This window comes from Pseudarthrobacter sp. NIBRBAC000502770, assembly GCF_006517815.1.
Classification (GTDB): domain Bacteria; phylum Actinomycetota; class Actinomycetes; order Actinomycetales; family Micrococcaceae; genus Arthrobacter; species Arthrobacter niigatensis.
Window position 1 is genome coordinate 854,208 of sequence record NZ_CP041198.1, and the last position, 25,909, is coordinate 880,116.

The window sequence follows — 25,909 nt, forward strand, 5'->3', positions numbered from 1 at the left end:
GCTCAGTGGATCGAGGGTACCGTGCGCGGCCGGACCACCAGCCACAGTGCGGCGGCCGCCAGGAGGATGCAGGCTGCCTGCACCCCGCCCATGGGCGCGGCGCTGGTGATGCCGAGCCAGCCCACCACCGGGGAAATGAGCCCGGCCATCAGGAACGTAGCGGCACCCAGCAGCGACGCTGCCGTTCCCGCCTGGGCCGCGTGTCCGGCCAGGGCGAGCACCTGGACGCAGGGGAACATGAAACCGGTGCCCAGGATGTAGAACCACAGCGGGACCATGACGCCCCACAGTCCCAGGCCGGCGCGGTCAAAGACCACGATCAACAGGGCCATCAGGAACATCCACGCCGTGGCGCCGGCCAGGATCCACTGCGGCGGGACGATCCGGATGAGCCGCGCACTGGTCTGCACGCCGGCCACGATGCCCAGGGAGTTGATGCCAAACAGCAGGCCGTACTGCTGGGCTGAAAACCCGAAGACGTCCTGGAACAGGAATGGCGAGGCCGAAAGGTAGGTGAACAGTCCGCCGAAGTTGAATCCCGCAACCATCAGCAGCCCCACGAAGATCCGGTCGCTGAACAGCGCTTTGTAGCGTTGCCGGGCTGTCATGCCGGTCCGCCCGCGTTTTTCCGGAGGCAGCGTTTCGCGCACCAGGAGGAGCGCGGCGACAACCACGAGGGTTCCGTACGCTGCCAGGAACACGAAGATGCCCGGCCATGGCATCACCAGCAGAAGCTGTGAGCCGATGACCGGGGCAAGGATGGGAGCCAGCCCGTTGACCAGGGACATCCTGGAGAACATGCGCACCATGGCGTAGCCGGAAAACAGGTCGCGGACCATGGCCATGGCTACCACGCCGCCGCCGGCCGCGCCAACCCCCATCAGCACGCGGAAGATACCCAGCGTGGCGATGTCCGTGGATACTGCGGCGCCCAGCGATGCCGCGATGTGCAGTGCCGTGGCCAGGATCAGCGGGGTACGGCGGCCGAACTTGTCGCTGAAGGGGCCAACCACCAGCTGCCCGAACGCGAATCCGACCGTGGTGCCGGCCAGGGTGAGCTGAACCTGGGCCTCCGTCACCCCCAGGCTTGCCTCCAGCGCCGGAAAGGCGGGCAGGTAGAGGTCGATGGTAAATGGTCCAAGGGCGGTCAGGGCGCCCAACAGGAGGATGTACAGGAGCTTCCGGCGGCGGCTCAGCAGGTCGCCCGGATTGGGGGGATTGGTCACGGAGAACAATCCTAGGCCCGCGCATGCCGGTTTTTGCAGCGTTGTAGGCCGCGCCCACCGGCAAGCCCCCAAGTTCGCCCTGAACCTGAATGGTAGTTTTGGTGGCGTGGACTGTGCGGCTGCACATTCCACACCCAACGGATGCAGTATCGACCCATGAACCAGTAAGGCGGAACCGATGAGCGGACGTCACAGCGGGCGTACCAGCCCGGGATTGCGTATCACTGCGCTGCCCGGGACGGCAAGACTCCTTTTCCGGTTGGCCCCCCGCCAGCTCAATGACGAGATCGCCTTCGCCAAGATCGAACTCAAGCGCAAGGGAATCCAGGTGGGGGTGGCTGCGGCCTTCTTCGCCGTCGCGCTGCTCTTCCTCGCATTCCTGGTGGTTGGACTGATCGTTGCGGCCATCATGGGCCTGGCCACCATCATGCCCGCCTGGCTGGCAGCCCTGCTGGTCTCCGCCGCTTTCCTGTTGATAGCCCTCATCGGCGGCCTGGTTGGCCTCGCGAGGTTCAAGAAGGCCATGCCGCTGATGCCGGAAGAGACCATCCGCGGCATCAGGCACGATATCGGGGTGGCCCGCGAGGGCTCGGCCTTCAACCCGGCCATCCTTGACCCGGAGAGCCCCGAGGCCAAGGCTGCCAAGGCCGCCAAGGCCGACGCAGCCGCCAAGGCAAAGGCGGAGAAGGAAGCCAAGGCCGCCCAGCACGAGCAGGAATTCCCGCACGCGTCCGAAGCAGATTTGGTGCGGCGCCTGAGCCAGCGCCGCCACCACCTCACCGAGGTCCGGGACGAACTCGGTACGGAGCTGGATGTGAAGACCCAGGCCCGCTACCTGCTCGCCGCCGCCCAGGTCAAGGCGCGCGAGGGCCAGGTGCTGGCGCGGCACGGCATGGAATCGGCGGGGCAGCGGTTCGCGGCAGTATCCGGCTCCGCCGACCTGTCCAGGCGCTGGAAGCCGCTGGCCGCCTTCGTCGCGGCAGGCACGGTCCTGGTGGTCCTCCTGCGCAGGCTGTTCCGCGCCAACTAGGTCCCCGTTCCGCCACGCAAGATTCCGGCGGACGCTGTTTCCGTCTGTAAGGGCACAACCGAAAGACCGCGCCGCGGCGCAGCAGGAAGGAGAGGGGACGGGTGAAGTTCATTGGTGCAGGCGCCCGCCCCGGCCGTCCCCAGGTGGACCATGACCGCGTGGCCACCATCCCCAACCTGCTCACCGTGGTGCGGTTCATGGGCGTTCCGCTCTTCATCTGGCTTGTGCTGGCCCAGAAGGAATACGGGGCCGGGGTGGTTGTCCTGGCTGTCATGGCCGGGACGGACTGGATCGACGGCTACATCGCCCGCCGGTTCGACCAAGCCTCCAAGCTCGGCCGTGTCCTTGACCCCATTGCCGACCGCCTGGCCCTGCTGGCGGTGGCCTTCACCCTGGTGATTGCCGGCGTCGTGCATTGGCTTTACCTGGCGGCACTCGTGGTTCCCGATGCCGTCCTGTTGGTATTGACGCTCTCCCTCTTCCACGGACACCCGGACCTCCCGGTCAGCGTGGTGGGCAAGGTGCGGACCGGGCTGCTGCTGCTGGGCACGCCCCTGCTGCTCCTATCCCGCCTGGATACCGTCATGTCCGCCACCCTCCTCACCGCCGCCTGGGTGGTGCTGGGCCTGGGCCTGGTCGGCCACTGGATTGCCGCGTACAACTACTTTTGGGCCATGCTGCGCAAGGGCCGGGAACAACAACAGCACGACGGCGGGAACGGCTGATGGTGTGGCTTGCCGTCGGCCTGGCGGTGCTTGGCGCCTTCTGCCTTGCCCTGGGTGCCCAGCGCCAGGGGAGCGCGGTCAAGGCCGACACCGGTGGCCTGGCCCTCAGTTCGAACGGTTTCCTGCGCCTCCTGCGCAACCCCCGGTGGATGCTGGGGCTCCTGCTGTTGTGCACCGGCATGGCCATGAATGCCGTAGCCCTGGTCTCCGCGCCGCTTACCGTGATCCAGCCCATTGGTGCCATTGCCCTGGTGATCACCACAGTGGTCAACGCCAGGGACCAGGACCTGACGATCAACCGTGCCACGGCGGTCTCCATCGCCGCGTGCGTCACTGGGTCCGCGCTGTTCGTCCTCCTGGCGGTCAACGTGACCCAGGAGAACCACCATGTCAGCCCGGAAGACGAGCTCACCATCGTGCTGCTCCTGGCCCTGGCGGTGGGGCTGTTCGGCACGCTGGCCGTGATGTTCAGGCACCGGATGAACGCGTTCATCTATATCCTCGGCGCCGGCATCCTGTTCGGTTTCGTGGCGGTGCTCACCCGGATCATCGGCAAGCACCTTTTGGACCCGAACGGGCTCTTCCTGCTGAACGTCCAGTGGTATTCCGTGGTGGCCATCATCGCGGCCGGCGGCCTGGGGTCATGGTTCGTGCAGAGCGCCTACTCCACGGGGCCGCCGGACCTGGTGATCGCCGGACTCACGGTGGTTGACCCCATGGTGGGCATTGCCATCGGCATCATCATCCTGGGTGAACTGCGGCCCGACGTCCATGCGGTCATGGCCATTGCAATGGGAACGGCTGCCTGCCTTGCTATCGTTGGAGTCATCGCCCTTTCCCGGCACCACCCGGAAGTCACCAAGCGCAAGAAGGACGCGCGGAAGGCTTCCGGAAGGCCCACCCACTAGTTCATTTCCAGTCCAACATCACCAGCAATTCCACGAAGCCCGGCGCCCCTGCGCCAGCGGCCAACCGTGCTGTCAGTTCCACGCTGTCCGCACCGTGACCATCAGGAGTACTCCCCATGACCACGCCAGCCGACCAGCGACCCCTGACCATCCTGATCGCCGCAGACACCTATCCCCCGGACGTGAACGGTGCAGCCCAGTTCGGATACCGGCTGGCCAAGGGGATGACGGCCCGGGGCCACAACGTCCATGTCCTGGCTTCCCGCGACAGCAAGGGAAAGAGCTTCACCGAGTTCCGCGAGGAGGCCACGGTTCACCGGCTCCGCTCGCACAAGGCATTCACGCATGAGAGCTTCCGCCTCTGCTTCCCCTGGGAAATCAAGAAGGAAATCAGCCTCCTCTTCGACCGCGTCAAGCCGGACGTTGTGCACATCCAGAGCCACTACATGATTGGCGAGCATGTGCTGTATGAGGCCGTGAAACGTGGCGTCCGCATTATCGCCACCAACCACTTCATGCCCGAGAACCTCAACCCCTTCCTGCCGTTCCCGCAGTGGTTCAAGGACATCATCGGGCGGGTCTCCTGGAAGGACATGGGCAAGGTCATGGGCCAGGCCGACGTCGTCACCACCCCCACCCCGCTTGCCGCCCGGGCCATGCACGAGCACGCGTTCCTGCGCAAAGTCCTGCCGCTGTCCAACGGCATCGACTCCGCCGCCTACGAGCTGAAGCCCGGCGAGCACATCGAGCCGCACCCGCACCCCACCGTCCTGTTCGCCGGCCGCCTCGCCGAGGAAAAGCACGTGGACGTCCTGATCGAGGCCATCGGCAAGACGCCGCCGGAGCTGAACGTGCACCTGGAGATCGTGGGCGGCGGCGAGGTGCGGTCTGCCCTGGAGGACCTGGTGCGCCGGCTCGGACTCACCGGGCGGGTCAAATTCCTGGGCCTGGCCAGCGACGAGGAACTGCGGACCGCCTACATCCGCGCCGACCTGTTCTGCATGCCCGGAACCGCGGAGCTGCAGTCGCTGGTGACCCTGGAAGCGATGTCCGCCTCCACACCCGTGGTCCTGGCCGACGCCATGGCGCTGCCCCACCTGGTCCGCGACGGCGAGAACGGCTACCTCTTCACGCCCAACGACAGCGACGACCTTGCCAAGAAGATCACCCAGGTCCTGGAACTGCCCAAGGAGGAACAACTCGCCATGGGCCGGGCAAGCCGGCAGATGGTGGAACCCCACAGCATCCAGGGCACGCTGCAGACCTTCGAGGACCTGTACCGCGGCGCGTCCTACGAGGACAAAGTGGTCTGAACCCTTTCCCGTGTTTGCTAGAGTGTTTTTGCCCTGCCGGAGCACGGCGGTCCACCGCCCGCTCCCCGGGGCTTGGGGGCTATAGCTCAGCTGGTTAGAGCGCGGGACTCATAATCCTAAGGTCCTCGGTTCAAGTCCGAGTAGCCCTACCCATAGACCGCGGCCGACAATTTCTGTTGGCCGCGGTTTTCTTGGATAACCCCACACCCTGCGGTATGTTACTGACCAGTAACATACCGTGCTCCGTTCCGCGGCATGGTCAGCGCTGATCACCCAAGAAGGTAACCATGGCCACCTCCACAGCCGACTTTCCCGAGCTTCCCTACGCCGACGGCGACTTCTTCGCGTTCGAGCAGCTTCTCTCCGGCAAGGAGCAGGACCGGCTCGCCGAAGTCCGCGGGTTCCTGGACCGCGAGGTCAAGCCCATTGCCGTGGACTGCTGGAACCGCGGAGAGTTCCCCATGGACCTGGTGCCGAAGCTTGCCGGGCTGGACCTGGTCAGCCCGGTCCGGCGGCAGGGGTACTCCAACCTCTTCGCCGGCATGCTGCACGCCGAAGCCACCCGGGCCGACGCCTCCATCGCCACCTTCCTGGGGGTGCACGACGGGCTCTTCACCGGTTCCATCGAGTTGCTGGCGTCCCAGGAACAGAAAGATGAATGGCTCCCCGACATCTACGCACTGAAGAAGATTGGCGCGTTCGGCCTGACCGAGCCGCTTGGAGGCAGTGACGTGGCCGGCGGAACGCGCACCACAGCGCGCAGGGACGGCGGCAACTGGATCCTCAACGGCGCAAAGCGGTGGATCGGCAACGCTACCTTCTCCGATTGGGTGGTGGTGTACGCCCGCGACGTGGCGGACAACCAGGTCAAGGGCTTCCTGGTGGACACCACGCTGGCCGGATACAGCGCAACAAAGATCGAGAACAAGATTTCCCTCCGGACTGTCCAGAATGCCGACATCGTCCTGCAGGACGTGGTGGTCCCGGATCACTTCAAGCTCGCCAATGCCAACAGCTTCCGCGACGTCAACAAGGTACTCAAGGTCACCCGCCTGTCGGTTGCCTGGCAGGCCGTGGGGCTCCAGATGGCCGCCTTCGATGTGGCCCGGCGCTACGCCGTGGAGCGCCGGCAGTTCGGCCGTCCCCTGGCCTCCTTCCAGCTCATCCAGGACCAGCTGGTCCGGATCCTGGGCAATACCGTCAGCTCCATGGGCATGATGGTCCGGCTGTCGCAGCTGGAGGATGCCGGGGAAGCCAAGGATGAGCAGTCCGCGCTGGCCAAGGCGTTCGCCACCGACCGCATGCGGGAGAGCGTGGCGCTGGGCCGCAGCATCCTCGGCGGAAACGGCATCGTGACCGACTACGGGATGGCCAAGATCTTCGCCGACGCCGAAGCCATCTACTCCTACGAGGGCACGGCCGAAATCAACACCCTGGTGACTGGCCGCGCCATCACCGGCATCTCGGCCATCGTCTAGGCGGGGCGCCCCCACGGCGAGTTGCCTGATCGGCTGATGCTCCGGGTCCATGCCTGCGTTTAGTGGTCATGGTCCACCCGCGAGTGGCAGCAAAATGGATGGCCGCAGGTCCAGGACGAACTGCAGGGGATTGACGTAGTCCCCACCGTCCCGGACTCCCCAGTGGAGGCACTGCGCCGGCGGGCAGTGCCCCGGCAGTACAGTGCCAATCACCTGGCCCGCAGCCACGGCGGCGCCCTGCGGCAGCGTGCTTTCCACCGGTTCGAAACTGCTGCGCAGGCCCCCGCCATGGTCGATGGTGATCACTGGCCGGTCTACCACCACGCCGGCGAAGCTGACCGTTCCCGCGGCCGGGGCGTGGACCTCGGTGCCGGCCCCGGCAGTGCCGAGATCCACGCCCCGGTGTCCGCTGAGCCACGGTTTCGGTGGGGGATCAAATCCGCGGAGTACCTCGGGCCGCGGAGCCAGCGGCCACTGCCAGGACGCCCGGGCACCTGGCCGGGCCGCCGTCGTCGGCATTCCTGCCTGGCCGGGACCCGCTGCCCGGGCCGTGGCGCCGGTGGTGATCGGTGCGAGCGGGACGCCGGTGCCCACGGAGGCGACGGAGGCCGGCAGCAGGAGGATTGCCGCCAGCAGGACTGGTGTCTTCATGCGACCAGAATGCCCGCCCTGGCCCGCCGGCGGCAGGGCGGAATCCGGCTATGTGGACAACGGTCCGTTCAGCGCGCAGTGTCCGGCGGCAGGGGCCGCCTGTAGTACACTTGGTGGAGCAGTCTGCTGCGCCCTCAACGCTTTCCGTCCCAGTGGTCCACCCCCGCGGTGCACCGCCCTGTCCGGACGGCGTCGGCACATCTCATTCAGGAGTGTGGGGGAGCGGCGGCTGACTACGCGCATCCGGCCTTCCGACAGACAACGCTCCGGCGTTGTCCACGGAGGACCGCGCTTCCTGCGGTCAGGCTTTGGTCCTGACGGGAAGGGCGGTGGATGCCAGGAGCACGGCCCGCCCGGGCCACGCTGATCAACCGTCAACTATTGGCAGGGTAAGAAGCCTCCGGGTTTTCTCATGAATGACCTGCCGGAAAATAAGGAGCGCCGGAATGCCCGTCGTAACCATGCGCCAGCTGCTTGACAGCGGCGTCCACTTTGGACACCAGACCCGCCGTTGGAACCCGAAGATGAAGCGCTTCATCTTCACCGAGCGCAACGGCATCTACATCATCGACCTGCAGCAGTCGCTGTCCTACATCGACCGCGCCTACGAGTTCGTCAAGGCCACCGTTGCCCACGGCGGCACCGTGCTCTTCGTCGGCACCAAGAAGCAGGCCCAGGAAGCAATTGCCGAGCAGGCAACCCGCGTGGGCCAGCCCTACGTCAACCAGCGTTGGCTCGGCGGTATGCTGACCAACTTCCAGACGGTTGCCAAGCGTATCCAGCGCATGAAGGAACTCGAAGAGATCGACTTCGACGACGTCGCCGGTTCCGCCTACACCAAGAAGGAACTCCTGCTCCTCAAGCGCGAGCTGACCAAGCTGGAGTCCAACCTCGGCGGTATCCGCAACCTGACCAAGGCTCCGTCCCTGCTGTGGGTTGTTGACACCAAGAAGGAACACCTCGCCGTTGACGAGGCCAAGAAGCTGAACATCCCGGTTGTGGCCATCCTGGACACCAACTGCGATCCGGACGAAGTCGACTTCCCGATCCCGGGCAACGACGACGCCATCCGCTCCGTGAACCTGCTGACCCGCGTTGTTGCCGACGCCGTTGCCGAGGGCCTGATCGCCCGCAACAACCGCGGCACGGGCGCTGCTGAAGCTCCGGAAGAGCCGCTGGCCGAGTGGGAGCGCGAGCTCCTCGAAGGCAGCAAGGCAGAAGCCGCTGCAGCTCCGGCAGAGAACGCTGAAGCTCCGGCAGCCGAGGAAGCCCCGGCAGCTGCCGAGGCTCCCGCCGAAGACGCCAAGTAGTCACGCAAAAAAATCCGGATTCTCCGCGCTGTCCGCAGCCGGAGCTGCTGACAGGATGGCAGCCCACCTCCGTGGGCTGCCGTCCTGTCGGTCCGTACACCACCACACATTTCTAGACAGAGGGGTTCACATGGCGAACTACACTGCCGCGGACATCAAGGCCCTGCGCGAGCGCACCGGCGCCGGCATGATGGACGTCAAGAAGGCTCTTGACGAAGCCAACGGTGACGCCGAAAAGGCCATCGAGATCATCCGCATCAAGGGCCTCAAGGGCGCTACCAAGCGCGAAGGCCGCTCCACCGCCGAAGGCCTCGTGGCCGCCAAGGTCAGCAACGGCGTCGGCGTCATGATCGAGGTCAACTGCGAGACCGACTTCGTCGCCAAGGCTGACAAGTTCATCCAGCTGGCCGACAAGGTCCTGGCTGTCGCTGTCGAGTCCGGCGCTGCCGACCTCGAAACCCTGCTGGCCACCGACGTTGACGGCAAGCCGCTCTCCGAGGTTGTCGTCGAAGAAGGCGCCATCCTGGGCGAGAAGGTCGTTGTCCGCCGCATCTCCCGCGTTGAGGGTGCGACAGTTGATGCCTACCTGCACAAGACCTCCAAGGACCTCCCGGCCCAGGTCGGCGTGCTGTTCGCCGTCGACGGTGAAGGCGAAGCCGCCACCGCCGCCGCCCACGACGTCGCCGTGCACATTGCCGCCATGGCCCCGAACTACCTCACCCGTGAGGACGTTCCGGCCGAGCTCGTCGAGTCCGAGCGCCGCATCGCCGAAGAGACCGCCAAGGCCGAGGGCAAGCCCGAAGCTGCCCTCACCAAGATTGTGGAAGGCCGCGTAACCGGCTTCTACAAGGGCGAGGTCCTGGTTGACCAGGCATTCGCCAAGGACGCGAAGAAGTCCGTTGCACAGGTCCTCGAAGAGGCCGGTGTCAAGGGAACCGCGTTCACGCGCTTCCGCGTCGGCTCCTAGTCGAAACTGCAAGGGGGTGGCCACTTCGGTGGCCGCCCCTTTTGCATGCGCCCAAACGGACGCAGCAACAGTCCGCTTGGACCACTGCCGGTTCCGACCACCGGAGCCGGCAGGATACCCTTTTTTCAGAGTCACCAACGGGAAGGCATCATGGAAGCCGTCAACACTGTCACGCATTCGGAGAAGAACCGGCGGCGGGTCCTCCTGAAGCTCTCCGGAGAGGTCTTCGGCGGCGGGAAGCTCGGTGTCGATCCCGAGACCGTCCGCAACGTCGCCAAGCAGATTGCCGCAGCCGTTCCCGAAGTGGAGGTTGCCATTGTGGTGGGCGGCGGAAACTTCTTCCGTGGCGCCGAACTGTCCCAGAGCGGCATGGACCGCTCCCGTGCCGACTACATGGGCATGCTGGGAACGGTCATGAACTGCCTGGCCCTGCAGGACTTCCTGGAGCAGGCGGGCGTCGAAACCCGAGTCCAGAGTGCCATCACCATGGGCCAGGTGGCCGAGGCCTACATCCCGCGCCGCGCCATCCGCCACATGGAAAAGGGCCGCGTGGTCATCTTCGGCGCAGGCGCAGGCCTGCCCTACTTCTCCACCGACACCGTGGCAGCCCAGCGTGCACTGGAAGTCCACGCCGACGTGGTCCTTATGGCCAAGAGCGGGGTGGACGCTGTCTACACCGCCGACCCCAAGAAGGACCCCACCGCGGAACGGCTGGAAACGCTCAGCTACGACGACGCCCTCCGCCGCGACATCCGCGTCATGGACCAGACGGCCATGACCATGTGCAAGGACAACGACCTCTCCATGGTGGTTTTCGGCATGGAAGGTGAAGGCAACGTCACCCGCGCCATCCTTGGCGAAAAGCTGGGCACCCTGGTCACCGCCTAGCTGCGGCTAGGATGATTTCAGGACAGTTCCGTCCCCGCCCCACCGGGCGGGGACGGAAACGGCAACATAGAACCACGTGAGTGCAGGGAACCGGCTCCCCGGACTGCACCAGAACCGTCAGGAGAGACCGTGATCGAAGAAACCTTGCTCGAAGCCGAAGAAAAGATGGACAAGGCGGTAGAGGTAGCCAAGGAAGACTTCGCCGCCGTCCGCACCGGCCGCGCAAACCCCGGCCTCTACAACAAGGTCCTGGTGGACTACTACGGCTCGCCCACGCCGCTGCAGCAGCTGGCCTCGTTCGCCATCCCGGACGCCCGCACCATCCTCATCACTCCGTTCGACAAGACCGCCATGCGGGACATCGAACGCGCCTTGAGCGATTCCGAGGTCGGAGCCAACCCGTCCAACGACGGCAACGTCATCAGGATCACCATCCCTGAGCTGACCAAGGAACGCCGCAAGGAATACGTGAAGATCGTCAAGACCAAGGGCGAGGACGCCAAGATCTCCATCCGCAACATCCGCCGCAAAGCCAAGGAAACCCTTGACCGCCTGGTCAAGGACGGCGAGGCCGGCGAGGACGAAGGCAACCGCGCCGAAAAGGAACTGGACAGCCTCACCAAGGCCCACGTGGACGGCATCGACGAGCTGCTCAAGCGCAAGGAAGCAGAGCTGCTCGAAGTCTGATGGGCCAGGCAGATCAGGCCCCCGCACCACGGGCGCGCACACGGGGGAAGCAGCCCAGGAGCAACCCGACGCCAAAGGCCGGGCGGAACCTGCCCGCCGCCGTCGTGGTGGGCCTGTCCATGCTCATCGCCGTGCTGGGCGGCCTGCTGTTCGTCCCGCTGGCCTTCGTAGCCATCGTCACGGCCTTCGCAGTCTTTGGCGTATGGGAGATCTACCGGGCGCTGGAGGCCAACGGCACCAGGATGCCCATCGTGCCGGTCATGACCGGCACACTGGCCATGCCGTTCGCCGCCTATTTTGGCGGCATCGAGAGCCAGCTGTTCGCCCTGCTGCTCAGTGCCGTGGCCGTGCTGTTGTGGCGGTCGATCGAAAGTGCCGCCGGCTCGGCCAACAGCATCTTCGCCGGCGTGTTCACGCTGGGCTGGGTCCCGTTCTTCATCAGCTTCGCGGCACTGCCGCTGCACGCGGCCGGCACCACCCCGCTGGGGCTGTGGCCCGGCGGCCTGGCCCCCCTCGGGGCGTGGGAGATCGCCGTCATGCTGCTGCTGGTGGTCTCCAACGACACCTTTGGCTACCTGGTGGGCGCATCCCTCGGGAAGCACCCGATGGCACCGAAGATCAGCCCCAAGAAGTCCTGGGAGGGCTTCGCAGGGTCGGTGGCGGGTGCCATGCTGATTGGCGTCCTGGCCGCCCTCTTCGTACTGGACAAGCCGTGGTGGGTGGGTGCGGTCCTGGCCGTAGGAACCGTGGCAGCGTCCACCGCCGGCGACCTCGCCGAGTCCATGGTCAAGCGTGAGCTGGGAGTCAAGGACATGAGCAGCATCCTGCCCGGGCACGGTGGAGTGATGGACCGCCTGGACTCCATCGTCTTCGCCTCGCCGGTGGCCTTCATCCTGTACGGCATGGTGGCCGGCGCATAACCCCTCCGGCGCATCACCCTTCCGGCGCCCAAAGCCGGAAATGACACACAACGGGGGACCCGCGGCCGCGCTGGTCCCGCCACCCTAAACTGGTGCGGAAGCACTACCGGCTGAAGAGCATTGAAGGAATCGAAGTGGCATTGGACATTCATCGGCAGATCCCTGCGTCCTTTGAGCGCGTGCAGCGCAGCGAGTACGGGTACAACGCCCGGCAGGTGGACCAGTTCCTGCAGCGGGCACGGATCTCCCTGGAAACTCCCGAGTCAGCCACAGAGCCCGTCAACAGCGCCGACGTGCGGGCCGTGTCCTTCGACCCCGTCAAGGGCGGCTACTCCGCCGCCGTGGTGGACGCCGCACTGGACCGGCTCGAGGACGCGTTTGCCCGCCGGGAGCGTGACGAGCTGATCGCGGCACAGGGGGAAGAGGCCTGGCTGCGGGAAATCGGCAGCCTGTCCGGCATCCTCCGCGGACGCCTGCACCGGCCCGACGGAGACCGCTTCCGCCGGCCCAGCAAGAACAGGGCGCGCAGCTACAACACCGACGACGTCGACAGGCTGTGCCGCGAACTCATCGCCTACCTCGAACAGGACAAGCCGCTGAGCGTGGACAGTGTGCGCCGTGCAGTCTTCCGCCCGGCCGTGGGCCGGGAAGGATACGAGGAATCGCAGGTGGACGCGTTCCTGGACCGCGTTGTCGAGCTGATGGCAGCCATCGACTGACGGGGCTGCTGCGGGAGGGGCCTCAGTCCCCGTCCGGCGGGGTGGGGGAGAGCGGCGTGAAGCGGCGCCACACCTCCTGGTAGCTCCGGTACCCGCGAACAGCGGACACGGCCAGGAATGCCAGTCCGCACAGCGCCCCGACGATGAGCCCGCCTGATGTCCCCGCCCCGGCCAGGGTGACCAACAACCCGGCAACGATGGCAATCAGGGCGGCGTTCGCCGTCGTCATGAAGATCATGCTGCTGCCAGCGACGTGGCTGAAGGAGCCGCGGTTGCCGAAGAAGTAGTAGGTCTGCCGCGAACCGGCCTCGTCGTCGTGGTACGCGGCCATCAGGTAAGGCGCCACGCCCGGATCCAGGTCCACGTAGGCAGCACGCAGCCTGTTCATGGCCGTCACGTACATCAGGTCCTCGTGGGCCACGTTCATCACCCGGAGCTGGGTCAGCAGCCCGATCGCCGTGTCGATGAGCAGGACCACGACTGCCAGCAGGACGAATGCATCCGAAAAGCCCGTGGCCTGCCCTACCAGGGCCACGCTGACAATGCTGGCCGAGGTGAACGTCAGGAACATGCTGATGCGGGTCAGGACCTCGCCCTGGGCCGTACTGCGCGACGCCAGCAAGCCCCAGTGTTCCGTGGCGAGCAACTGGGCGCGCACGGAGGGAGGGACCCCGCTTTGCTGGTGGGAGGCACCGCCGTCCTCGATGGACATGGCGCTATTGTCCCCCGGTCACCGCTCGGTTGCCAGCGGCCGTTCCGGCGTGTGCAGCCGCGTCATGATGCGCGGCATGGTCCCGGGAATCCGGTGTGAAGTGGCCCGGGACACGATGACCGTCACGGCGAATGCGGCCGGAACGCTCCAGGCCGCAGGCTGCGCCAGCCACGGCGGCGTCGGGCCGGATCCCGACAGTGCGCCGGCGATCATCGCCCCGCCGCACAGCACCCCGCCGGTCACCATGCCGGCAATGGCTCCGGCGTCGGTCAGGCCCCGCCACCAGATGCCGAGCAGCAACACGGGGCAGACCGTGGACGCCGTGAAGGCGAAGACCAGGCCCACACTGCCCGCCAGGGCCAGGGAGCCGGTCATGAAGGCAAAGCCAAGCGGGACGACGGCGGAGATGACGGCGGCGAGCCGGAACCCGCGGACGCTGCCGCCCAGGACATCCTGGCTGATGACCCCTGCCAGGGACACCACCAGGCCGGAGGTGGTGGACAGGAACGCTGCGAAGGCCCCGGCCACCACCAGGGCCGAGAGCAGGTCGCCCGCCACCCCGCCAATGAGTTCACCGGGCAGCCGCAGGACCATGGCGTCCGGCTGCCCGGAACGGGCAAGATCGGGGGCAAACATCCTGGCCACCAGCCCGAACGCCGTGGGGAAGAGGTAGAACACGGACAGCAGTCCCAGGACGATCAGGGTGGTCCGCCGGGCCGAATGCCCGTCCGGATTGGTGTAGAACCGGACCAGCACGTGCGGCAGCCCCAGGGTGCCGAAGAGCAGCGCCACCAGCAGGGACACGTTCTGGTAGAGCCCCGCGGGTGGCGCACCCGTGGGGTTCACCGCGGGAGCGGACTCGGGTTCGGCTCCCTGGCCGGCCAGCACGAAAATGATGAACAGGATGGGCACGGCCAGCGCCGTCAACTTAAGCCAGTACTGGAACGCCTGGACAAAGGTGATGGACCGCATGCCGCCCGCCACCACCGTGAGGCATACCACCACCACGACGGCCAGCGAACCCACCCAGTTGGGCAGGCCCGTGGCGATATGGATGGTCAGGGCCGCGCCGTGCAGCTGCGGCACGATGTACAGCCACCCCACCATCACCACCACCAGGCTGGTGACCCGCCGGACTGTCCGGGAGGCGAGCCTGGACTCGGTGAAGTCAGGGATGGTGTAGGCGCCGGACCGGCGCAGCGGGGCGGCGACGAAGAGCAGCAGCATGAGGTAGCCGGCGGTGTAGCCCACCGGGAACCACAGCGCGTCGGTCCCGGACACCAGGATCAGCCCGGCGACGCCAAGGAAGCTGGCCGCAGAGAGGTACTCGCCGCCGATCGCCGACGCATTCCACCAGGGCCGCACGGTCCTGGACGCCACGTAGAAATCCCCGGTGGTGCGCGAGATGCGCAACCCGTAGAACCCGATGATGGCCGTGGCGAGGGACACCACCGTGACGGCAGTGATGGCGATGCCGGCATTCACGGCCGCGTCACTGGTCCCCGGCCAGGTCCCGGTAGCGCGCCTCATTGCGCGCCGCGGTCCTGACATAGAGCCAGGCGCCCAACCCGATCACCGGGTAGATTCCCACGCCCAGCAGCAGCCAGCCGAACGGGATGCCGGCGATGGTGGTGTCCGCCAGGCCGGGAACCAGCACCAAAGTCAGCGGGAACGCCGCCAGGATCAGCAGGAAGCCGGCTGCCACCACCAGGGCCAGCCGCAGCTGGGACCTGATCAGCGACCGGACGAACACCTGGCCTACCTCGGAATCCTGCGCGGCTTCCCGCGACTCAAACGGACGCGGGGCACCATGGACAGCGGTGCGGGCAGCTGCGCTGGGGGCCGTAACCCGGACCCGGGTCATGTGTGCGGCCTGATCCTGGTTGCCTCCAGCTTCTCCCGCACAATGGGCAGGTGCCGCCGGCTGATGGGCAGCCCGGCGCCGGCCACCGTGACGCGCGGCCCGTCGGCGGCCAGCTTCATGGAGGACACGTGTTTGAGTGCCACCAGGTAGGAGCGGTGCGTGCGGATGAAGCCGGCGTCCGCCCATTGCTGTTCCAGGTCAGCCAGCGGCACCCGGATGAGGTAGCTTGCGTCGGCTGTGTGCAGCCGGGCGTAGTCGCCCTGGGCCTGCACATAGGTGACGTCGTCGCGCCGGATCATCCTGGTGGTCCCGCCTTGGTCCACCGTGATCATCTCCGGCGCCGCTCCGCCCTCCCGCAGCTCGCAGACCCGCCCAACCGAACGCGCGAGGCGCTCCGCACGCACCGGCTTGAGCAGGTAATCCACGGCGGCAAGTTCGAACGCGGCCAGGGCGTGGTCCTCGTCGGCGGTGACAAAAACTACCGCCGGCGGACTGCTGCTCCGGGCGATGGCCGCGGCGATGTCCAGGCCCGAGACCGCAGGCATGTGGATGTCCAGGAAAACAGCGTCGATGCTGCCGCCGGACAGGGCCGTGAGCGCCTCTGCGCCGGACGTGGCCCGCAGGACCTTGCCGATGCGCTCATCCCTGCCCAGCAGGAAGGCCAGCTCCTCAACGGCGGGCAGCTCATCATCAACGACGAGGACGTTTATCATTCTCCTAGGTTACGTCCAGCGGCAGGCCGGCCTTACGCATCATGCCCCGGCTGGGACTTCGGCACCCGCATGGTGATCAGCGTTCCCTCGCCCGGCGCCGTTTCCACCACCAGCCCGTGGTCGTTGCCGTACACCTGGCGCAGGCGCGCATCCACGTTCCGCAGCCCCACGTGGTCCCCGTCGGTATGGCCCGCCAGCACGGACCTCAGCTGCTCAGGATCCATCCCCACGCCGTCGTCCTCGATGGTGACCTCGGCGAACGCCCCCGCGTCCTCCGCCGTGATGGTGATGTGCCCCGGCCCCTCCTTGGCCTCGAGCCCGTGCCGGACGGCGTTTTCAACCAGCGGCTGCAGGCTGAGGAACGGAATGACGGTGCCCAGCACTTCCGGCGCTACCCGGAGGCTGACCTGGACGCGCTCGCCGAACCGGGCCCGCTCCAGGAGCAGGTAGCGGTCAATGCAGCGGAGCTCCTCGGCGAGGGTGGTGAAGTCGCCATGCCGCCGGAAGGAGTAGCGGGTGAAATCCGCGAACTCCACCACCAGCTCCCTGGCCCGTTCCGGATCGGTGTTGATGAAGGAGGCGATGGCGTTTAGCGAGTTGTAGATGAAGTGCGGGCTGATCTGGGCCCGCAGCGCCCGGACTTCCGCTTCCATCAGGAGCGTCCGGGAGGCGTCCAGCTCGGCGAGCTCCACCTGGACCGCCACCCAGTCGGCCACTTCCCCGGTTGCCCTGACCAGGCCTGCCCCGGCGGACGGTGCGAAGGCTGCCAGCGCGCCCACCACCCGGGTGCCGGCGCGTACCGGGGCGATGACGCCGGAAAGGTGGCCGCCGGTTCCCTCCGCGCCGGCGGAGAGCACTGCTGTCCGCCCGGAGGCCAGGACATCCGCTGCGAGGTCCATCAGGCGCGGCCGGATGTCCTCGGCACCCCCGTCCCAGGCCAGGACGCCGGAGGTGTCGGTGATCGCCAAGGCTTCGCAGGCGAGGAGGGTCCGCAGCTGGCGGCTGGCTTTCGCGGCGCCGGCGGGGTTCAGGCCGCGCCTCAGGTGCTGCCCGGCCTGGGAGGCGGCGTGGAGCGTGTGGTACGTGGCGCGCTCTGCGTCGGTGCCCAGTTCCCGGAAGGAGCGGAGCACCTTCAGGCCCACGCCGACGACGACGGCAATGGCCATGGCGATCACCGCAACGGCCGCGGCGGTAAGGAGGGGGGAGTCCGGCATGGTGCCCAGCGTAGCGCGGGTGCCGCTTGCCGCAGCATCGCAGCCGTTGAGCGACGGCGGGCGGCCAAGTGCTGGAACAGGGCCACTGCCGGGCGGCACAGTGATTGGTGTCACATCTGCGGTGCCCCCGCGTGGTGCTGCCGGCCAGGTACCTGTCCGGCAGTCCGGGGCCCTCCGCCCGGTGTGTTCCGGCAACTCAATGAGGAGGAACGATGGGTAATGATGCCCATACTCCGGACGCAGCGGCGTCCGTGGACTTCGAGCAGGTCCAGTCGACCGGGCAGTTCCAGGAATTGCGCAAGCGTCACCGCAGCTTTGTCTTCCCCATGGCAGTGGCCTTCCTGCTGTGGTACTTCGCCTACGTCCTTCTCGCGGACTATGCGGTGGGCTTCATGTCCACCAAGCTCTGGGGCAACATCAACGTCGGTCTGATCCTGGGCCTGCTCCAGTTCATCTCCACGTTCGCGATTACCGGCTGGTACGTGCACTACTCCAACAAGCGGCTGGACCCCGTTGCCACGGAGATCAGGCACGAGATCGAGGGCCACGAATTCGACAAGAACCCAAACCGAGTGGGCGGAGCCAACAAATGATCGCAATTCCCGCTGCGGTGGATGTCGCCGCGCTCAAGGACACCACCCTGCTGAACATGGGCATCTTCGGCCTGTTCGTGGCCGTAACCATGGTGATCGTGCTGCGTGCCAGCAGGAACAACAAGACCGCCGCCGACTACTACGCCGCCGGGCGCTCGTTCACCGGCTCGCAGAACGGCACCGCCATCGCAGGCGACTACCTGTCCGCGGCATCCTTCCTGGGCATCACCGGCGCCATCGCCATCAACGGCTACGACGGCTTTATGTACTCAATCGGCTTCCTGGTCGCCTGGCTGGTGGCATTGCTGCTGGTGGCTGAGCTGTTGCGCAACACCGGCAAGTTCACCATGGCGGACGTGCTGTCCTTCCGGCTCAAGCAGCGCCCGGTCCGGATCGCGGCCGCAATTTCCACCCTCGCGGTCTGCTTCTTCTACCTGCTGGCCCAGATGGCCGGCGCAGGAAGCCTGATCTCCCTCCTGCTGGGCATCAGCGACTGGGGCGGACAGGCCCTGGTGATCATCGTCGTCGGCGCCCTCATGATCATGTACGTCCTGATCGGCGGCATGAAGGGCACCACCTGGGTCCAGATCATCAAGGCCATGCTGCTGATCGCCGGCGCCGCAGTGATGACCCTCTGGGTCCTGGCCATTTACGGCTTCAACCTCTCGGCCCTGCTGGGCGGCGCCGTCGAAACCGCCAACAATCCTGCCGTCCTCAACCCGGGCCTGCAGTACGGGAAGACCGAAACCTCCAAGCTGGACTTCATGTCCCTGGGCCTGGCGCTGGTCCTTGGCACGGCAGCCCTCCCGCACGTGCTGATGCGCTTCTATACCGTGCCCACGGCCAAGGAAGCCCGCAAGTCCGTGGTCTGGTCCATCTGGCTGATCGGCCTGTTCTACCTGTTCACCCTGGTGCTGGGCTACGGCGCAGCTGCCCTGGTGGGCGCGGACACCATCAAATCCGCCCCGGGCGGCGTCAACGCTGCCGCACCGCTGCTGGCCTTCCACCTTGGCGGGCCGCTGCTGCTCGGCTTCATCTCCGCGGTGGCGTTCGCCACCATCTTGGCGGTGGTGGCCGGGCTGACCATCACGGCGGCAGCATCCTTCGCACATGACATCTACGCCAACGTCATCGCCAAGGGCAAGGCCGACGCCGCCACAGAAGTCCGGGTTGCCCGGCGCACCGTGGTGGTTATCGGCATCCTGGCCATCCTGGGCGGCATCTTCGCCAACGGCCAGAACGTGGCCTTCCTGGTGGCGCTGGCCTTTGCCGTCGCTGCGTCGGCGAACCTGCCCACCATCATCTACTCACTGTTCTGGCGGAAGTTCACCACCCAGGGGGCGGTGTGGAGCATGTATGGCGGCCTGGCTTCGGCCATCCTGCTCATCGTGTTCTCCCCGGTGGTTTCGGGACTGAAGACCTCGATGATCCCGGGTGCCAACTTCGCCCTCTTCCCGCTGAGCAACCCCGGCATCGTGTCCATCCCGCTGGCCTTCTTCCTGGGCTGGCTGGGCACCACCCTGGACAAGCGGCGGGAGGATCCTGCCAAGCAGGCAGAGATGGAGGTCCGCTCGCTGACCGGCATCGGTGCCGAAAAGGCTGTGGACCACTAAACCGGGCCACCCCTGAAACCGGGACCACAACAACCAGCACCGCGACTGTTCCGGCGCAACGTGAAGAGCCTCCTGCCGCGGATGCGGCACGGAGGCTCTTTCGTTGGGACGGACCCGGTGTGTTTTCCGGTGGCCGATCAGGGATGGTGGTGGCCGCCCGGTGCCAGGTTCCCGTGTTCACCGTGTGGCACGGCGTACTGTCCCGCCGTCGAGGCGGCGAGGCCCGGCGTCGTAATGCCTGCCACCAGCACCGCCCCGGCGAACGCTGCCAGCAAGAGCCTGCCGGGGCGCATGCCGACCCCTGCTGGCTGCGGCGTCCCGTCCGCCGGGGTGCTGTGCCGCTGGAGCCACCCGAGCGAGGCGATGATCATCAGCGTCAGCAGCAGCGCCGAAAGCTGCGTCAGGCTGAGCCGGGAGGTGGCGGAGATGGGGAAGGCTATGGCGGCCATGTGGGTGGCGGCCGCACCGGCCAGGGCGTACCGCGCCCACCTGTTGCCGGCCAGCCGGTCCTTGGCCAGGAAGGCCACGGTCCCGGCCAGCAGCCCGGCGCCCCAGAGGCAGGCCGCCACGCCCGCAAGGAGCGCTGCCGGTCCAGAAGCGCCTCCTGCGAGGAAGCTGGAGGAGATGGCCAGGTTGACCGAGCCTGCGCCGAAGCCGGCGAACCCGGTGACCAGGCGGACCAGAGAGTCCGCCCGGGGCGCCGTGGACTGCACCACCACCGGGTGGGCGCGCGGTGCGGTGGGCCGGAGCGAAACCATGCCGGACCGTGCCATGCTAGGCGCGGGCAGCGGCCGGCGACTTGTCCAGGGACAGGCCCACGCCGAGGAGGAGCACGGCGCTGGCGAGGTGGAGGACGTTGTCGGCACCGTTCAGGGCGATGATGTTCAGCGGCGAATCCAGCAGGAACAGCCCCACGATGCCGACCAGGAGGTAGACGGCGCCGACGGCGGCGTTCACGGTGCGTGCGCTGTCAACCCCGCGGAGCCCGGCGAAGAGCAGTGCGGCGCCGATGGCCAGGTGGATCACGTTGTGCAGCGGGTTCACCTCGAAAATGATGAGGTTCGCGCCCTCGGTGGCCGCGAAACCGACCCCGGACGTAACGGCGAAGCCCAAGAGGCCCACCAGCAGGTAGACGGCTCCGAAAGCGGAGGCGACGAGGCGGTTGGGTGAATTTCGCATGACCCGAATCCTTCCTTCAGGGCGGGTGGATTGTCCCGCCGGATATGGCCCCGGGTGGGGCCCTCGGAAGCGATTCGGATCATTGCCGGGGGCGGATGGGTGGAAAGGTCAGTACCCTTTCCATTTTTCCGCCGGCTGGACCTGCCTAGGCCGCGGGCCGAAGCTTGATGTTGGTCATCAGCAGCCTGTCAGTGCCCTGGAACCGGTAGGCGAGGTCCACTTTCTTGCCGGTGCAGCTGATCTGGCCCACCACCTCGGCCGATTTGACGCCGTTCTCGGTGGCCACCTTGAGGTCGGTGTAGGCGGGCTTGCAGGAACTGTCCATTTCCAGGCTCTGCACGCCGGAGATGAAAGCCTCCTTGGAAAGCTGCTTCTGCAAGGCAGGGTCGAGGTATTGGTCGTAGGCGCCCGAGGTATCGCCGGCAATCACCTTTTTGGTGAAATCGTCGGCCAGGCCCCGGGCCTGGTTGGTGGCACTGCCCACCACATTCACCAGGATCACGACGCCGAGGATCACCAGGAGCAGCACCCCGCCAATGCTCCCCAGGATGATCCATAGCCTCCTGCGGCTCCTCGGCGGTGGTGGTTCCCCCGGGAGGCCGAACGGCGCCGGCCGGGCCGGCATCGGGGGCAGCCCCTGTGGGGTGAAGCCCGCTTGGCCCTGCCGGTACGGATCCTCGGGACTGCCCGGACCGTGGGAACTGCCCGGACCGTGGGAACTGCTCAAAGGGGGAGCCTTTCGTCGAACAGGCGCTGCGGCGCCGGCGAAGTGGCCGGAGCCTCCCGGCCCGGCGCATGACTGGACCAGCCTATAACCCTGCCTGCCGGCGTCGTGCCTGAAGCTGCGTCCGGACGCTGCCGCTACCCGGCTTCGGAGCCCCGGTCCAGCAGCGGCTGCACCCGGAAGGGGATCAACTCGCCCATGGCCAGGGCCGTATCTGCCCGCTCCACGCCGTCGCAGGCCAGGATCTTGCCGTTGATGCGGAAAAGGTCCTCAGCGTCTTTGGCCACCACGCGCAGCAGCAGGTCTGCCGAGCCCGTCAGCCCGTAGCCTTCCAGGACCTCGGGGATGGCGGCGATTTCCTCTGCCAGCCGCCCGAGTTTCTGCTGCTGCACGTGGACCGAAATGAAGGCCATGAGCGGATAGCCCAGGGCTGCCGGGTTGAGGCGCCGCTCGAAGGACAGGAAGACGTGCTTCTTTTCCAGCTGGGCCATGCGCGCCTGGACGGTATTGCGGGACAGGCCCAGCTTCTGGGCGAGGGCCACCACGGTCCGGCGGGGGTCCTGCGCCAACGCCGCCAGCAGGCGGGTGTCAGTGCCATCCAAAGCTCGCATAATGCGCAACGCTAGCACGGTGGAGCGGAGCGTGACAGGGCACTTTGCTCAGAAATGGCGGCGGTGGTTGTACCTCCTGGCTGTTGTGAGTAGGGTCACAGTATCTGGGGCAATGACGCCCGGAAGGCCGGTGGCAGCCGGAGCCAAAAGCCCCAAAACCACAGGTCAACGACGTTCGAAGGTTGCGGCAATCGTGTCTACAGACCAAACGGGCCATAGCGGCGCAAGTACCCCCGAAAGCGCAGGAAATCCTGGTGCAGCCGGGCCGGAGTTCCTCCAGCTGATCACCCCGGCCGGTGAGCGGATCAGCCACCCGGAGTTCGATTTCTGGGTCAGGGACATCACGGATGACCAACTGTGCTCCCTCTTCGAGGACATGACCGTCATCCGGCGGATCGATGTTGAGGCCACGGCGCTGCAGCGCCAGGGTGAGCTTGCCCTCTGGCCGCCACTCCTCGGGCAGGAAGCAGCCCAGATCGGCTCCGGGCGGTCACTGCGCGCAGACGATTTCGTGTTCTCCAGCTACCGGGAGAACGGCGTGGCCTACTGCCGCGGCGTGGACCTGACGGACCTCCTGCGGGTCTGGCGCGGCAACGCCTCCGGCGGCTGGGATCCCTACAGCATCAACATGGCCACCCCGCAGATCATCATCGGCGCCCAGACCCTGCACGCCACCGGCTACGCCATGGGTATCCAGAACGACGGTGCCGACGCCGTGGCCGTCACCTACTTTGGCGACGGTGCCACCAGCGAGGGCGACGTCAACGAGGCCATGGTGTTCGCGGCCAGCTTCCAGGTCCCGGTGGTGTTCTTCTGCACCAATAACCACTGGGCCATCTCCGAGCCCGTGCGCCTGCAGTCGCACATCCAGCTCGCGGACCGGGCCGCCGGATTCGGCATTCCCAGCCTCCGGGTGGACGGCAATGACGTCCTGGCGGTCATGGCGGCCACACGGCTGGCCCTGGACCGGGCGCGCCGCGGCGGCGGCCCCACCTTCATCGAGGCCGTCACCTACCGCATGGGCCCGCACACCACCGCCGATGATCCCACCCGTTACCGTGACGCCAACGAGCTGGAGGACTGGGCCGCCAAGGACCCCATTTCCCGGCTGGCCGGCCTGCTGGAGCGGAAGGGGCTGCTGACCGGGGAACTGCAGCGGCAGGTCAAGGAGAAAGCCGACACCGTCGCAGCGCAGATGCGCCGTGGATGCACCACCATGCCGGAGCCCCAGCCCATGGACATCTTCAAGCACGTTTACAGCACGCCCAATTCCTGGCTGGAACGCCAGCAGGACCACTATGCAAGGTATTTGGCCTCCTTCGGTGATCCCGCAGGAGCCGTTCAAGAAGAAGGTGTCCGCTGATGACCCAGTTGACCTTTGCCCGTGCCATTAACGCCGGGCTCCGGAAGTCCCTTGAAAACGACTCCAAGGTGGTTCTCCTCGGGGAAGACATTGGTGCCCTAGGCGGCGTCTTCCGGGTGACGGACGGGCTGCAGAAGGACTTCGGCACCCACCGGGTGGTGGACACGCCCCTGGCGGAGTCCGCCATCGTGGGAACCGCCGTCGGCCTGGCCTATCGCGGCTACCGGCCCGTGGTGGAAATCCAGTTCGACGGGTTTATCTACCCCGCGTTCGACCAGATCGTCAGCCAGGTGGCCAAGCTGCACTACCGCACCCGGGGGGCAGTCAAGATGCCCATCACCATCAGGGTCCCGTTCGGCGGCGGCATCGGCTCACCCGAGCACCATTCCGAGTCCCCGGAAGCGTATTTCACGCATACCTCCGGGCTGCGCGTGGTCACTGTTGCCAACCCGCAGGACGCCTATACCGTCATCCAGCAGGCCATCGCCTGTGACGATCCCGTCCTGTACTTCGAGCCCAAGCGCCGCTACCACGACAAAGGCGAGGTGGACGAGGGCACCGATCCTGCCTCGGCCCTGCCCATGGACAAGGCGCGGGTGCTGACCAACGGCAGTGACGTCACGCTGGTGGCCTACGGGCCGCTGGTCAAGACCGCCCTGGATGCCGCATCCGCGGCAGCGGACGAGGGCATCACCATTGAAGTCATCGACCTGCGCTCGCTGGCGCCTGTGGACTACGAACCTGTGGTGGCGTCCGTCCGGAAGACCGGGCGCCTGGTGGTCACGCACGAGGCAGGGCAGTCCGGCGGGCTCGGCGCGGAAGTGGCGGCCAGCATCACCGAGCGGTGCTTCTACCATCTCGAGGCGGCCCCGGTGCGCGTCACGGGCTTCGACATTCCCTATCCGTATTCCAAGTTGGAAATGCATCACCTGCCGGGCCTGGACCGCATCCTGGACGGCGTGGACCGCGCCCTGGGACGTCCCAATTCCCTGAGTGGACTGGAAGGATGAGCGCCACCATGATCAAGGAATTCCGTCTCCCGGACCTGGGCGAGGGACTTACAGAATCCGAAATCCTCAGCTGGAAAGTGGACGTTGGCGACACCGTCAGCCTGAACCAGGTCATCGCCGAAGTGGAAACCGCCAAGGCCGTGGTGGAGCTTCCCTCGCCGTTCGCCGGGGTCATCAAGGAACTTCACGAACAACCCGGTTCCGTCGTGGAGGTGGGCAAGCCGATTGTCTCCTTTGAGGTGGCGGACGACGCCGGCGCCCCACCTTCGGCGCCGTCCGGCGCCGCGGGCACGGGGTCCGGGGAGACCGTGGCGGAGACGCCGAAACGGGAACCTAACCTCGTGGGGTACGGGGCCGTCGTCGAAGGTTCCGGCCGCCCCACGCGCCGGGCGCGGACGTTTGCCCCAGTGGTTGGGCCTGCCGAACCCAAGCATTCGGTGGTTGATCCTGCCGAACCCAAGCCTGTCGCAACCGGTCCTGCTGAAACGCCGCCCGCTGACAGCGGGCGAGCCGAACGTCCCCGGTCCACGCCTCCTGTCCGCAAACTGGCCAAGGACCTGGGGCTGGACCTCGCACAGGTTCCGGGGACCGGTCCCGGCGGACTGATCACGCGGGAGGACGTGCAGGAGTTTTCCGGCCACGCCGCGGAACCTGACCCGCAGCAGCGGCGGGAATCGTCTTCAGCTGGAGCCGGGACGGGGGAGCGGGAAACCCGGACGCCCATCAAGGGGGTGCGTAAGCACACCGCTGCCGCCATGGTGCAGAGCGCCTTCACCGCGCCCCATGCCACGGAGTTCCTGACCGTGGACGTCACACCGAGCCTTGACCTCCTGGCCAAGCTCAAGACCAGCCGGGAATTCTCGGGAATCAAGCTGACCCCGTTGACGCTTGCCGCCAAAGCCGTCCTGATCGCCCTGGGGCGGAATCCGGCGCTGAACTCCCGCTGGGACGAAGAAAACCAGGAGATCGTCACCTTCAACTACGTGAACCTGGGCATCGCCGCCGCCACGCCGCGCGGGCTAATGGTTCCCAATATCAAGGACGCCCACGCCCTGCCCTTCCCGCGGCTGGCGCAGGAGCTCACGGCGCTCGCCGACACCGCACGGGCGGGCAAGACCACGCCGGCTGACCTGTCCGGCGGCACAATCTCCATCACCAATATCGGCGTCTTCGGCATCGACGCCGGTACCCCTATCCTCAACCCCGGGGAGGCAGCGATCCTTGGCCTCGGAGCGGTCCGGACCATGCCATGGGAATACCGGGGCGAGGTGGCGCTGCGCCAGGTGGTCACGCTGAGCCTGTCCTTCGACCACCGCCTGGTGGATGGGGAGCAGGGTTCCCGGTTCCTGGCGGACGTGGGAGCCATCCTGGCCGAACCCGGCATGGTACTCACCATGGTCTAGCGGAGTCCGCACCACCGGCCCCGGCCCGCACAAGCGGTGCTGCCCGGGGCCGGTGGTGCGGCCGCCGGCCGTTGGTGTCCGGTGGGCG

Annotated in this window: 27 protein-coding genes and 1 tRNA gene; 17 read left to right on the forward strand and 11 right to left on the reverse strand. The window is 66.8% G+C overall.

Annotated features, from left to right (window positions below):
* Positions 1-2: 2 nt before the first annotated feature.
* Positions 3-1,226, reverse strand: coding sequence for a multidrug effflux MFS transporter (locus NIBR502770_RS04210; protein ID WP_141181132.1), 1,224 nt, complete (start codon positions 1,224-1,226; stop codon positions 3-5).
* Between the two features lie 178 nt (positions 1,227-1,404).
* Between NIBR502770_RS04210 and NIBR502770_RS04215 the strand changes: the two genes are divergently transcribed.
* The 6 genes from NIBR502770_RS04215 (at position 1,405) to NIBR502770_RS04240 (ending at position 6,680) form a co-directional block, all read left to right on the forward strand.
* Positions 1,405-2,256, forward strand: a complete 852-nt coding sequence (locus tag NIBR502770_RS04215; protein WP_141181133.1) for a phage holin family protein — start codon at positions 1,405-1,407, stop codon at positions 2,254-2,256.
* 101 nt (positions 2,257-2,357) lie between these two features.
* Positions 2,358-2,981: a CDP-alcohol phosphatidyltransferase family protein gene (locus NIBR502770_RS04220; RefSeq protein WP_141181134.1), complete on the forward strand. Its 624-nt coding sequence runs from the start codon at positions 2,358-2,360 to the stop codon at positions 2,979-2,981.
* A complete protein-coding gene (locus tag NIBR502770_RS04225) occupies positions 2,981-3,889 on the forward strand; it encodes a DMT family transporter (RefSeq protein WP_141161033.1) in 909 nt (302 codons plus the stop codon). Before NIBR502770_RS04220 ends, NIBR502770_RS04225 begins: the two co-directional genes overlap by 1 nt.
* Before the next feature lie 116 nt (positions 3,890-4,005).
* Positions 4,006-5,202 carry a glycosyltransferase gene (locus NIBR502770_RS04230; RefSeq protein ID WP_141181135.1) on the forward strand — a complete coding sequence of 399 codons (1,197 nt, stop codon included), beginning with the start codon at positions 4,006-4,008 and terminating at the stop codon, positions 5,200-5,202.
* A gap of 75 nt (positions 5,203-5,277) precedes the next feature.
* Positions 5,278-5,351 (forward strand) — tRNA-Ile (locus tag NIBR502770_RS04235).
* A 138-nt stretch (positions 5,352-5,489) separates the two neighbouring features.
* The gene (locus NIBR502770_RS04240) at positions 5,490-6,680 is read left to right on the forward strand and encodes an acyl-CoA dehydrogenase family protein (protein WP_141161031.1); all 1,191 of its coding nucleotides are present in this window, start codon (positions 5,490-5,492) and stop codon (positions 6,678-6,680) included.
* A gap of 66 nt (positions 6,681-6,746) precedes the next feature.
* Here the strand turns inward: NIBR502770_RS04240 and NIBR502770_RS04245 are convergent, their stop codons facing one another.
* Positions 6,747-7,331 (reverse strand): M23 family metallopeptidase, encoded by a 585-nt coding sequence (locus tag NIBR502770_RS04245; protein WP_141181136.1) that lies wholly within the window; start codon positions 7,329-7,331, stop codon positions 6,747-6,749.
* 446 nt (positions 7,332-7,777) lie between these two features.
* Here NIBR502770_RS04245 and rpsB point away from each other — a divergent pair, with 446 nt between their 5' ends.
* From rpsB to NIBR502770_RS04275, 6 genes are all read left to right on the forward strand, one after another.
* Positions 7,778-8,641 carry a 30S ribosomal protein S2 gene (gene rpsB, locus NIBR502770_RS04250; RefSeq protein WP_141161029.1) on the forward strand — a complete coding sequence of 288 codons (864 nt, stop codon included), beginning with the start codon at positions 7,778-7,780 and terminating at the stop codon, positions 8,639-8,641.
* A gap of 130 nt (positions 8,642-8,771) precedes the next feature.
* Positions 8,772-9,608 (forward strand): translation elongation factor Ts, encoded by an 837-nt coding sequence (gene tsf / locus NIBR502770_RS04255; protein ID WP_141161028.1) that lies wholly within the window; start codon positions 8,772-8,774, stop codon positions 9,606-9,608.
* A 150-nt stretch (positions 9,609-9,758) separates the two neighbouring features.
* Entirely contained in the window at positions 9,759-10,496 is a 738-nt protein-coding gene (gene pyrH / locus NIBR502770_RS04260; RefSeq protein WP_141161027.1) for a UMP kinase, read from the forward strand.
* Between the two features lie 129 nt (positions 10,497-10,625).
* Positions 10,626-11,183, forward strand: a complete 558-nt coding sequence (frr, locus tag NIBR502770_RS04265) for a ribosome recycling factor (RefSeq protein WP_141161026.1) — start codon at positions 10,626-10,628, stop codon at positions 11,181-11,183.
* Positions 11,183-12,103, forward strand: coding sequence for a phosphatidate cytidylyltransferase (locus NIBR502770_RS04270; RefSeq protein WP_141161025.1), 921 nt, complete (start codon positions 11,183-11,185; stop codon positions 12,101-12,103). Before frr ends, NIBR502770_RS04270 begins: the two co-directional genes overlap by 1 nt.
* A 134-nt stretch (positions 12,104-12,237) precedes the next feature.
* Positions 12,238-12,822 carry a DivIVA domain-containing protein gene (locus tag NIBR502770_RS04275; RefSeq protein WP_141183311.1) on the forward strand — a complete coding sequence of 195 codons (585 nt, stop codon included), beginning with the start codon at positions 12,238-12,240 and terminating at the stop codon, positions 12,820-12,822.
* Positions 12,823-12,844: 22 nt separating this feature from the next.
* Here NIBR502770_RS04275 and NIBR502770_RS04280 read toward each other — a convergent pair whose 3' ends face one another.
* From NIBR502770_RS04280 to NIBR502770_RS04300, 5 genes are read right to left on the reverse strand one after another with little or no spacing between them, the layout of a single operon-like run.
* Positions 12,845-13,534, reverse strand: a complete 690-nt coding sequence (locus NIBR502770_RS04280; RefSeq protein ID WP_141181137.1) for a hypothetical protein — start codon at positions 13,532-13,534, stop codon at positions 12,845-12,847.
* Between the two features lie 18 nt (positions 13,535-13,552).
* Positions 13,553-15,019 (reverse strand): cation acetate symporter, encoded by a 1,467-nt coding sequence (locus NIBR502770_RS04285; protein WP_141183312.1) that lies wholly within the window; start codon positions 15,017-15,019, stop codon positions 13,553-13,555.
* Between the two features lie 7 nt (positions 15,020-15,026).
* Positions 15,027-15,398 (reverse strand): DUF485 domain-containing protein, encoded by a 372-nt coding sequence (locus tag NIBR502770_RS04290; RefSeq protein ID WP_141161023.1) that lies wholly within the window; start codon positions 15,396-15,398, stop codon positions 15,027-15,029.
* Positions 15,395-16,111, reverse strand: a complete 717-nt coding sequence (locus NIBR502770_RS04295; protein WP_141181138.1) for a LytTR family DNA-binding domain-containing protein — start codon at positions 16,109-16,111, stop codon at positions 15,395-15,397. The genes NIBR502770_RS04290 and NIBR502770_RS04295 overlap by 4 nt, the downstream gene beginning before the upstream one ends.
* 32 nt (positions 16,112-16,143) lie before the next feature.
* Complete coding sequence (locus NIBR502770_RS04300) at positions 16,144-17,325, reverse strand: sensor histidine kinase (RefSeq protein ID WP_141161021.1); 1,182 nt, start codon at positions 17,323-17,325, stop codon at positions 16,144-16,146.
* Positions 17,326-17,537: 212 nt separating this feature from the next.
* Here NIBR502770_RS04300 and NIBR502770_RS04305 point away from each other — a divergent pair, with 212 nt between their 5' ends.
* Together NIBR502770_RS04305 and NIBR502770_RS04310 are read left to right on the forward strand one after the other, a co-directional pair.
* On the forward strand, positions 17,538-17,918 hold the full coding sequence (locus NIBR502770_RS04305) for a DUF485 domain-containing protein (protein WP_141181139.1): 381 nt from the start codon (positions 17,538-17,540) through the stop codon (positions 17,916-17,918).
* On the forward strand, positions 17,915-19,531 hold the full coding sequence (locus tag NIBR502770_RS04310; protein WP_141161019.1) for a cation acetate symporter: 1,617 nt from the start codon (positions 17,915-17,917) through the stop codon (positions 19,529-19,531). Before NIBR502770_RS04305 ends, NIBR502770_RS04310 begins: the two co-directional genes overlap by 4 nt.
* A 137-nt stretch (positions 19,532-19,668) precedes the next feature.
* Here the strand turns inward: NIBR502770_RS04310 and NIBR502770_RS04315 are convergent, their stop codons facing one another.
* From NIBR502770_RS04315 to NIBR502770_RS04330, 4 genes are all read right to left on the reverse strand, one after another.
* A complete protein-coding gene (locus NIBR502770_RS04315) occupies positions 19,669-20,289 on the reverse strand; it encodes a hypothetical protein (RefSeq protein WP_246857394.1) in 621 nt (206 codons plus the stop codon).
* Positions 20,290-20,305: 16 nt separating this feature from the next.
* Positions 20,306-20,710 carry a DUF4383 domain-containing protein gene (locus tag NIBR502770_RS04320; protein WP_141161017.1) on the reverse strand — a complete coding sequence of 135 codons (405 nt, stop codon included), beginning with the start codon at positions 20,708-20,710 and terminating at the stop codon, positions 20,306-20,308.
* Positions 20,711-20,855: 145 nt separating this feature from the next.
* Positions 20,856-21,437: a hypothetical protein gene (locus NIBR502770_RS04325; protein WP_246857395.1), complete on the reverse strand. Its 582-nt coding sequence runs from the start codon at positions 21,435-21,437 to the stop codon at positions 20,856-20,858.
* Between the two features lie 134 nt (positions 21,438-21,571).
* Positions 21,572-22,045, reverse strand: a complete 474-nt coding sequence (locus NIBR502770_RS04330) for an Lrp/AsnC family transcriptional regulator (RefSeq protein WP_141161016.1) — start codon at positions 22,043-22,045, stop codon at positions 21,572-21,574.
* A gap of 193 nt (positions 22,046-22,238) precedes the next feature.
* Here NIBR502770_RS04330 and pdhA point away from each other — a divergent pair, with 193 nt between their 5' ends.
* From pdhA to NIBR502770_RS04345, 3 genes are read left to right on the forward strand one after another with little or no spacing between them, the layout of a single operon-like run.
* A complete protein-coding gene (gene pdhA / locus NIBR502770_RS04335; protein ID WP_141181141.1) occupies positions 22,239-23,408 on the forward strand; it encodes a pyruvate dehydrogenase (acetyl-transferring) E1 component subunit alpha in 1,170 nt (389 codons plus the stop codon).
* The gene (locus NIBR502770_RS04340; RefSeq protein WP_141181142.1) at positions 23,408-24,418 is read left to right on the forward strand and encodes an alpha-ketoacid dehydrogenase subunit beta; all 1,011 of its coding nucleotides are present in this window, start codon (positions 23,408-23,410) and stop codon (positions 24,416-24,418) included. Before pdhA ends, NIBR502770_RS04340 begins: the two co-directional genes overlap by 1 nt.
* Positions 24,415-25,821, forward strand: a complete 1,407-nt coding sequence (locus NIBR502770_RS04345) for a dihydrolipoamide acetyltransferase family protein (protein WP_141181143.1) — start codon at positions 24,415-24,417, stop codon at positions 25,819-25,821. Before NIBR502770_RS04340 ends, NIBR502770_RS04345 begins: the two co-directional genes overlap by 4 nt.
* The last annotated feature ends 88 nt before the right edge of the window (positions 25,822-25,909 follow it).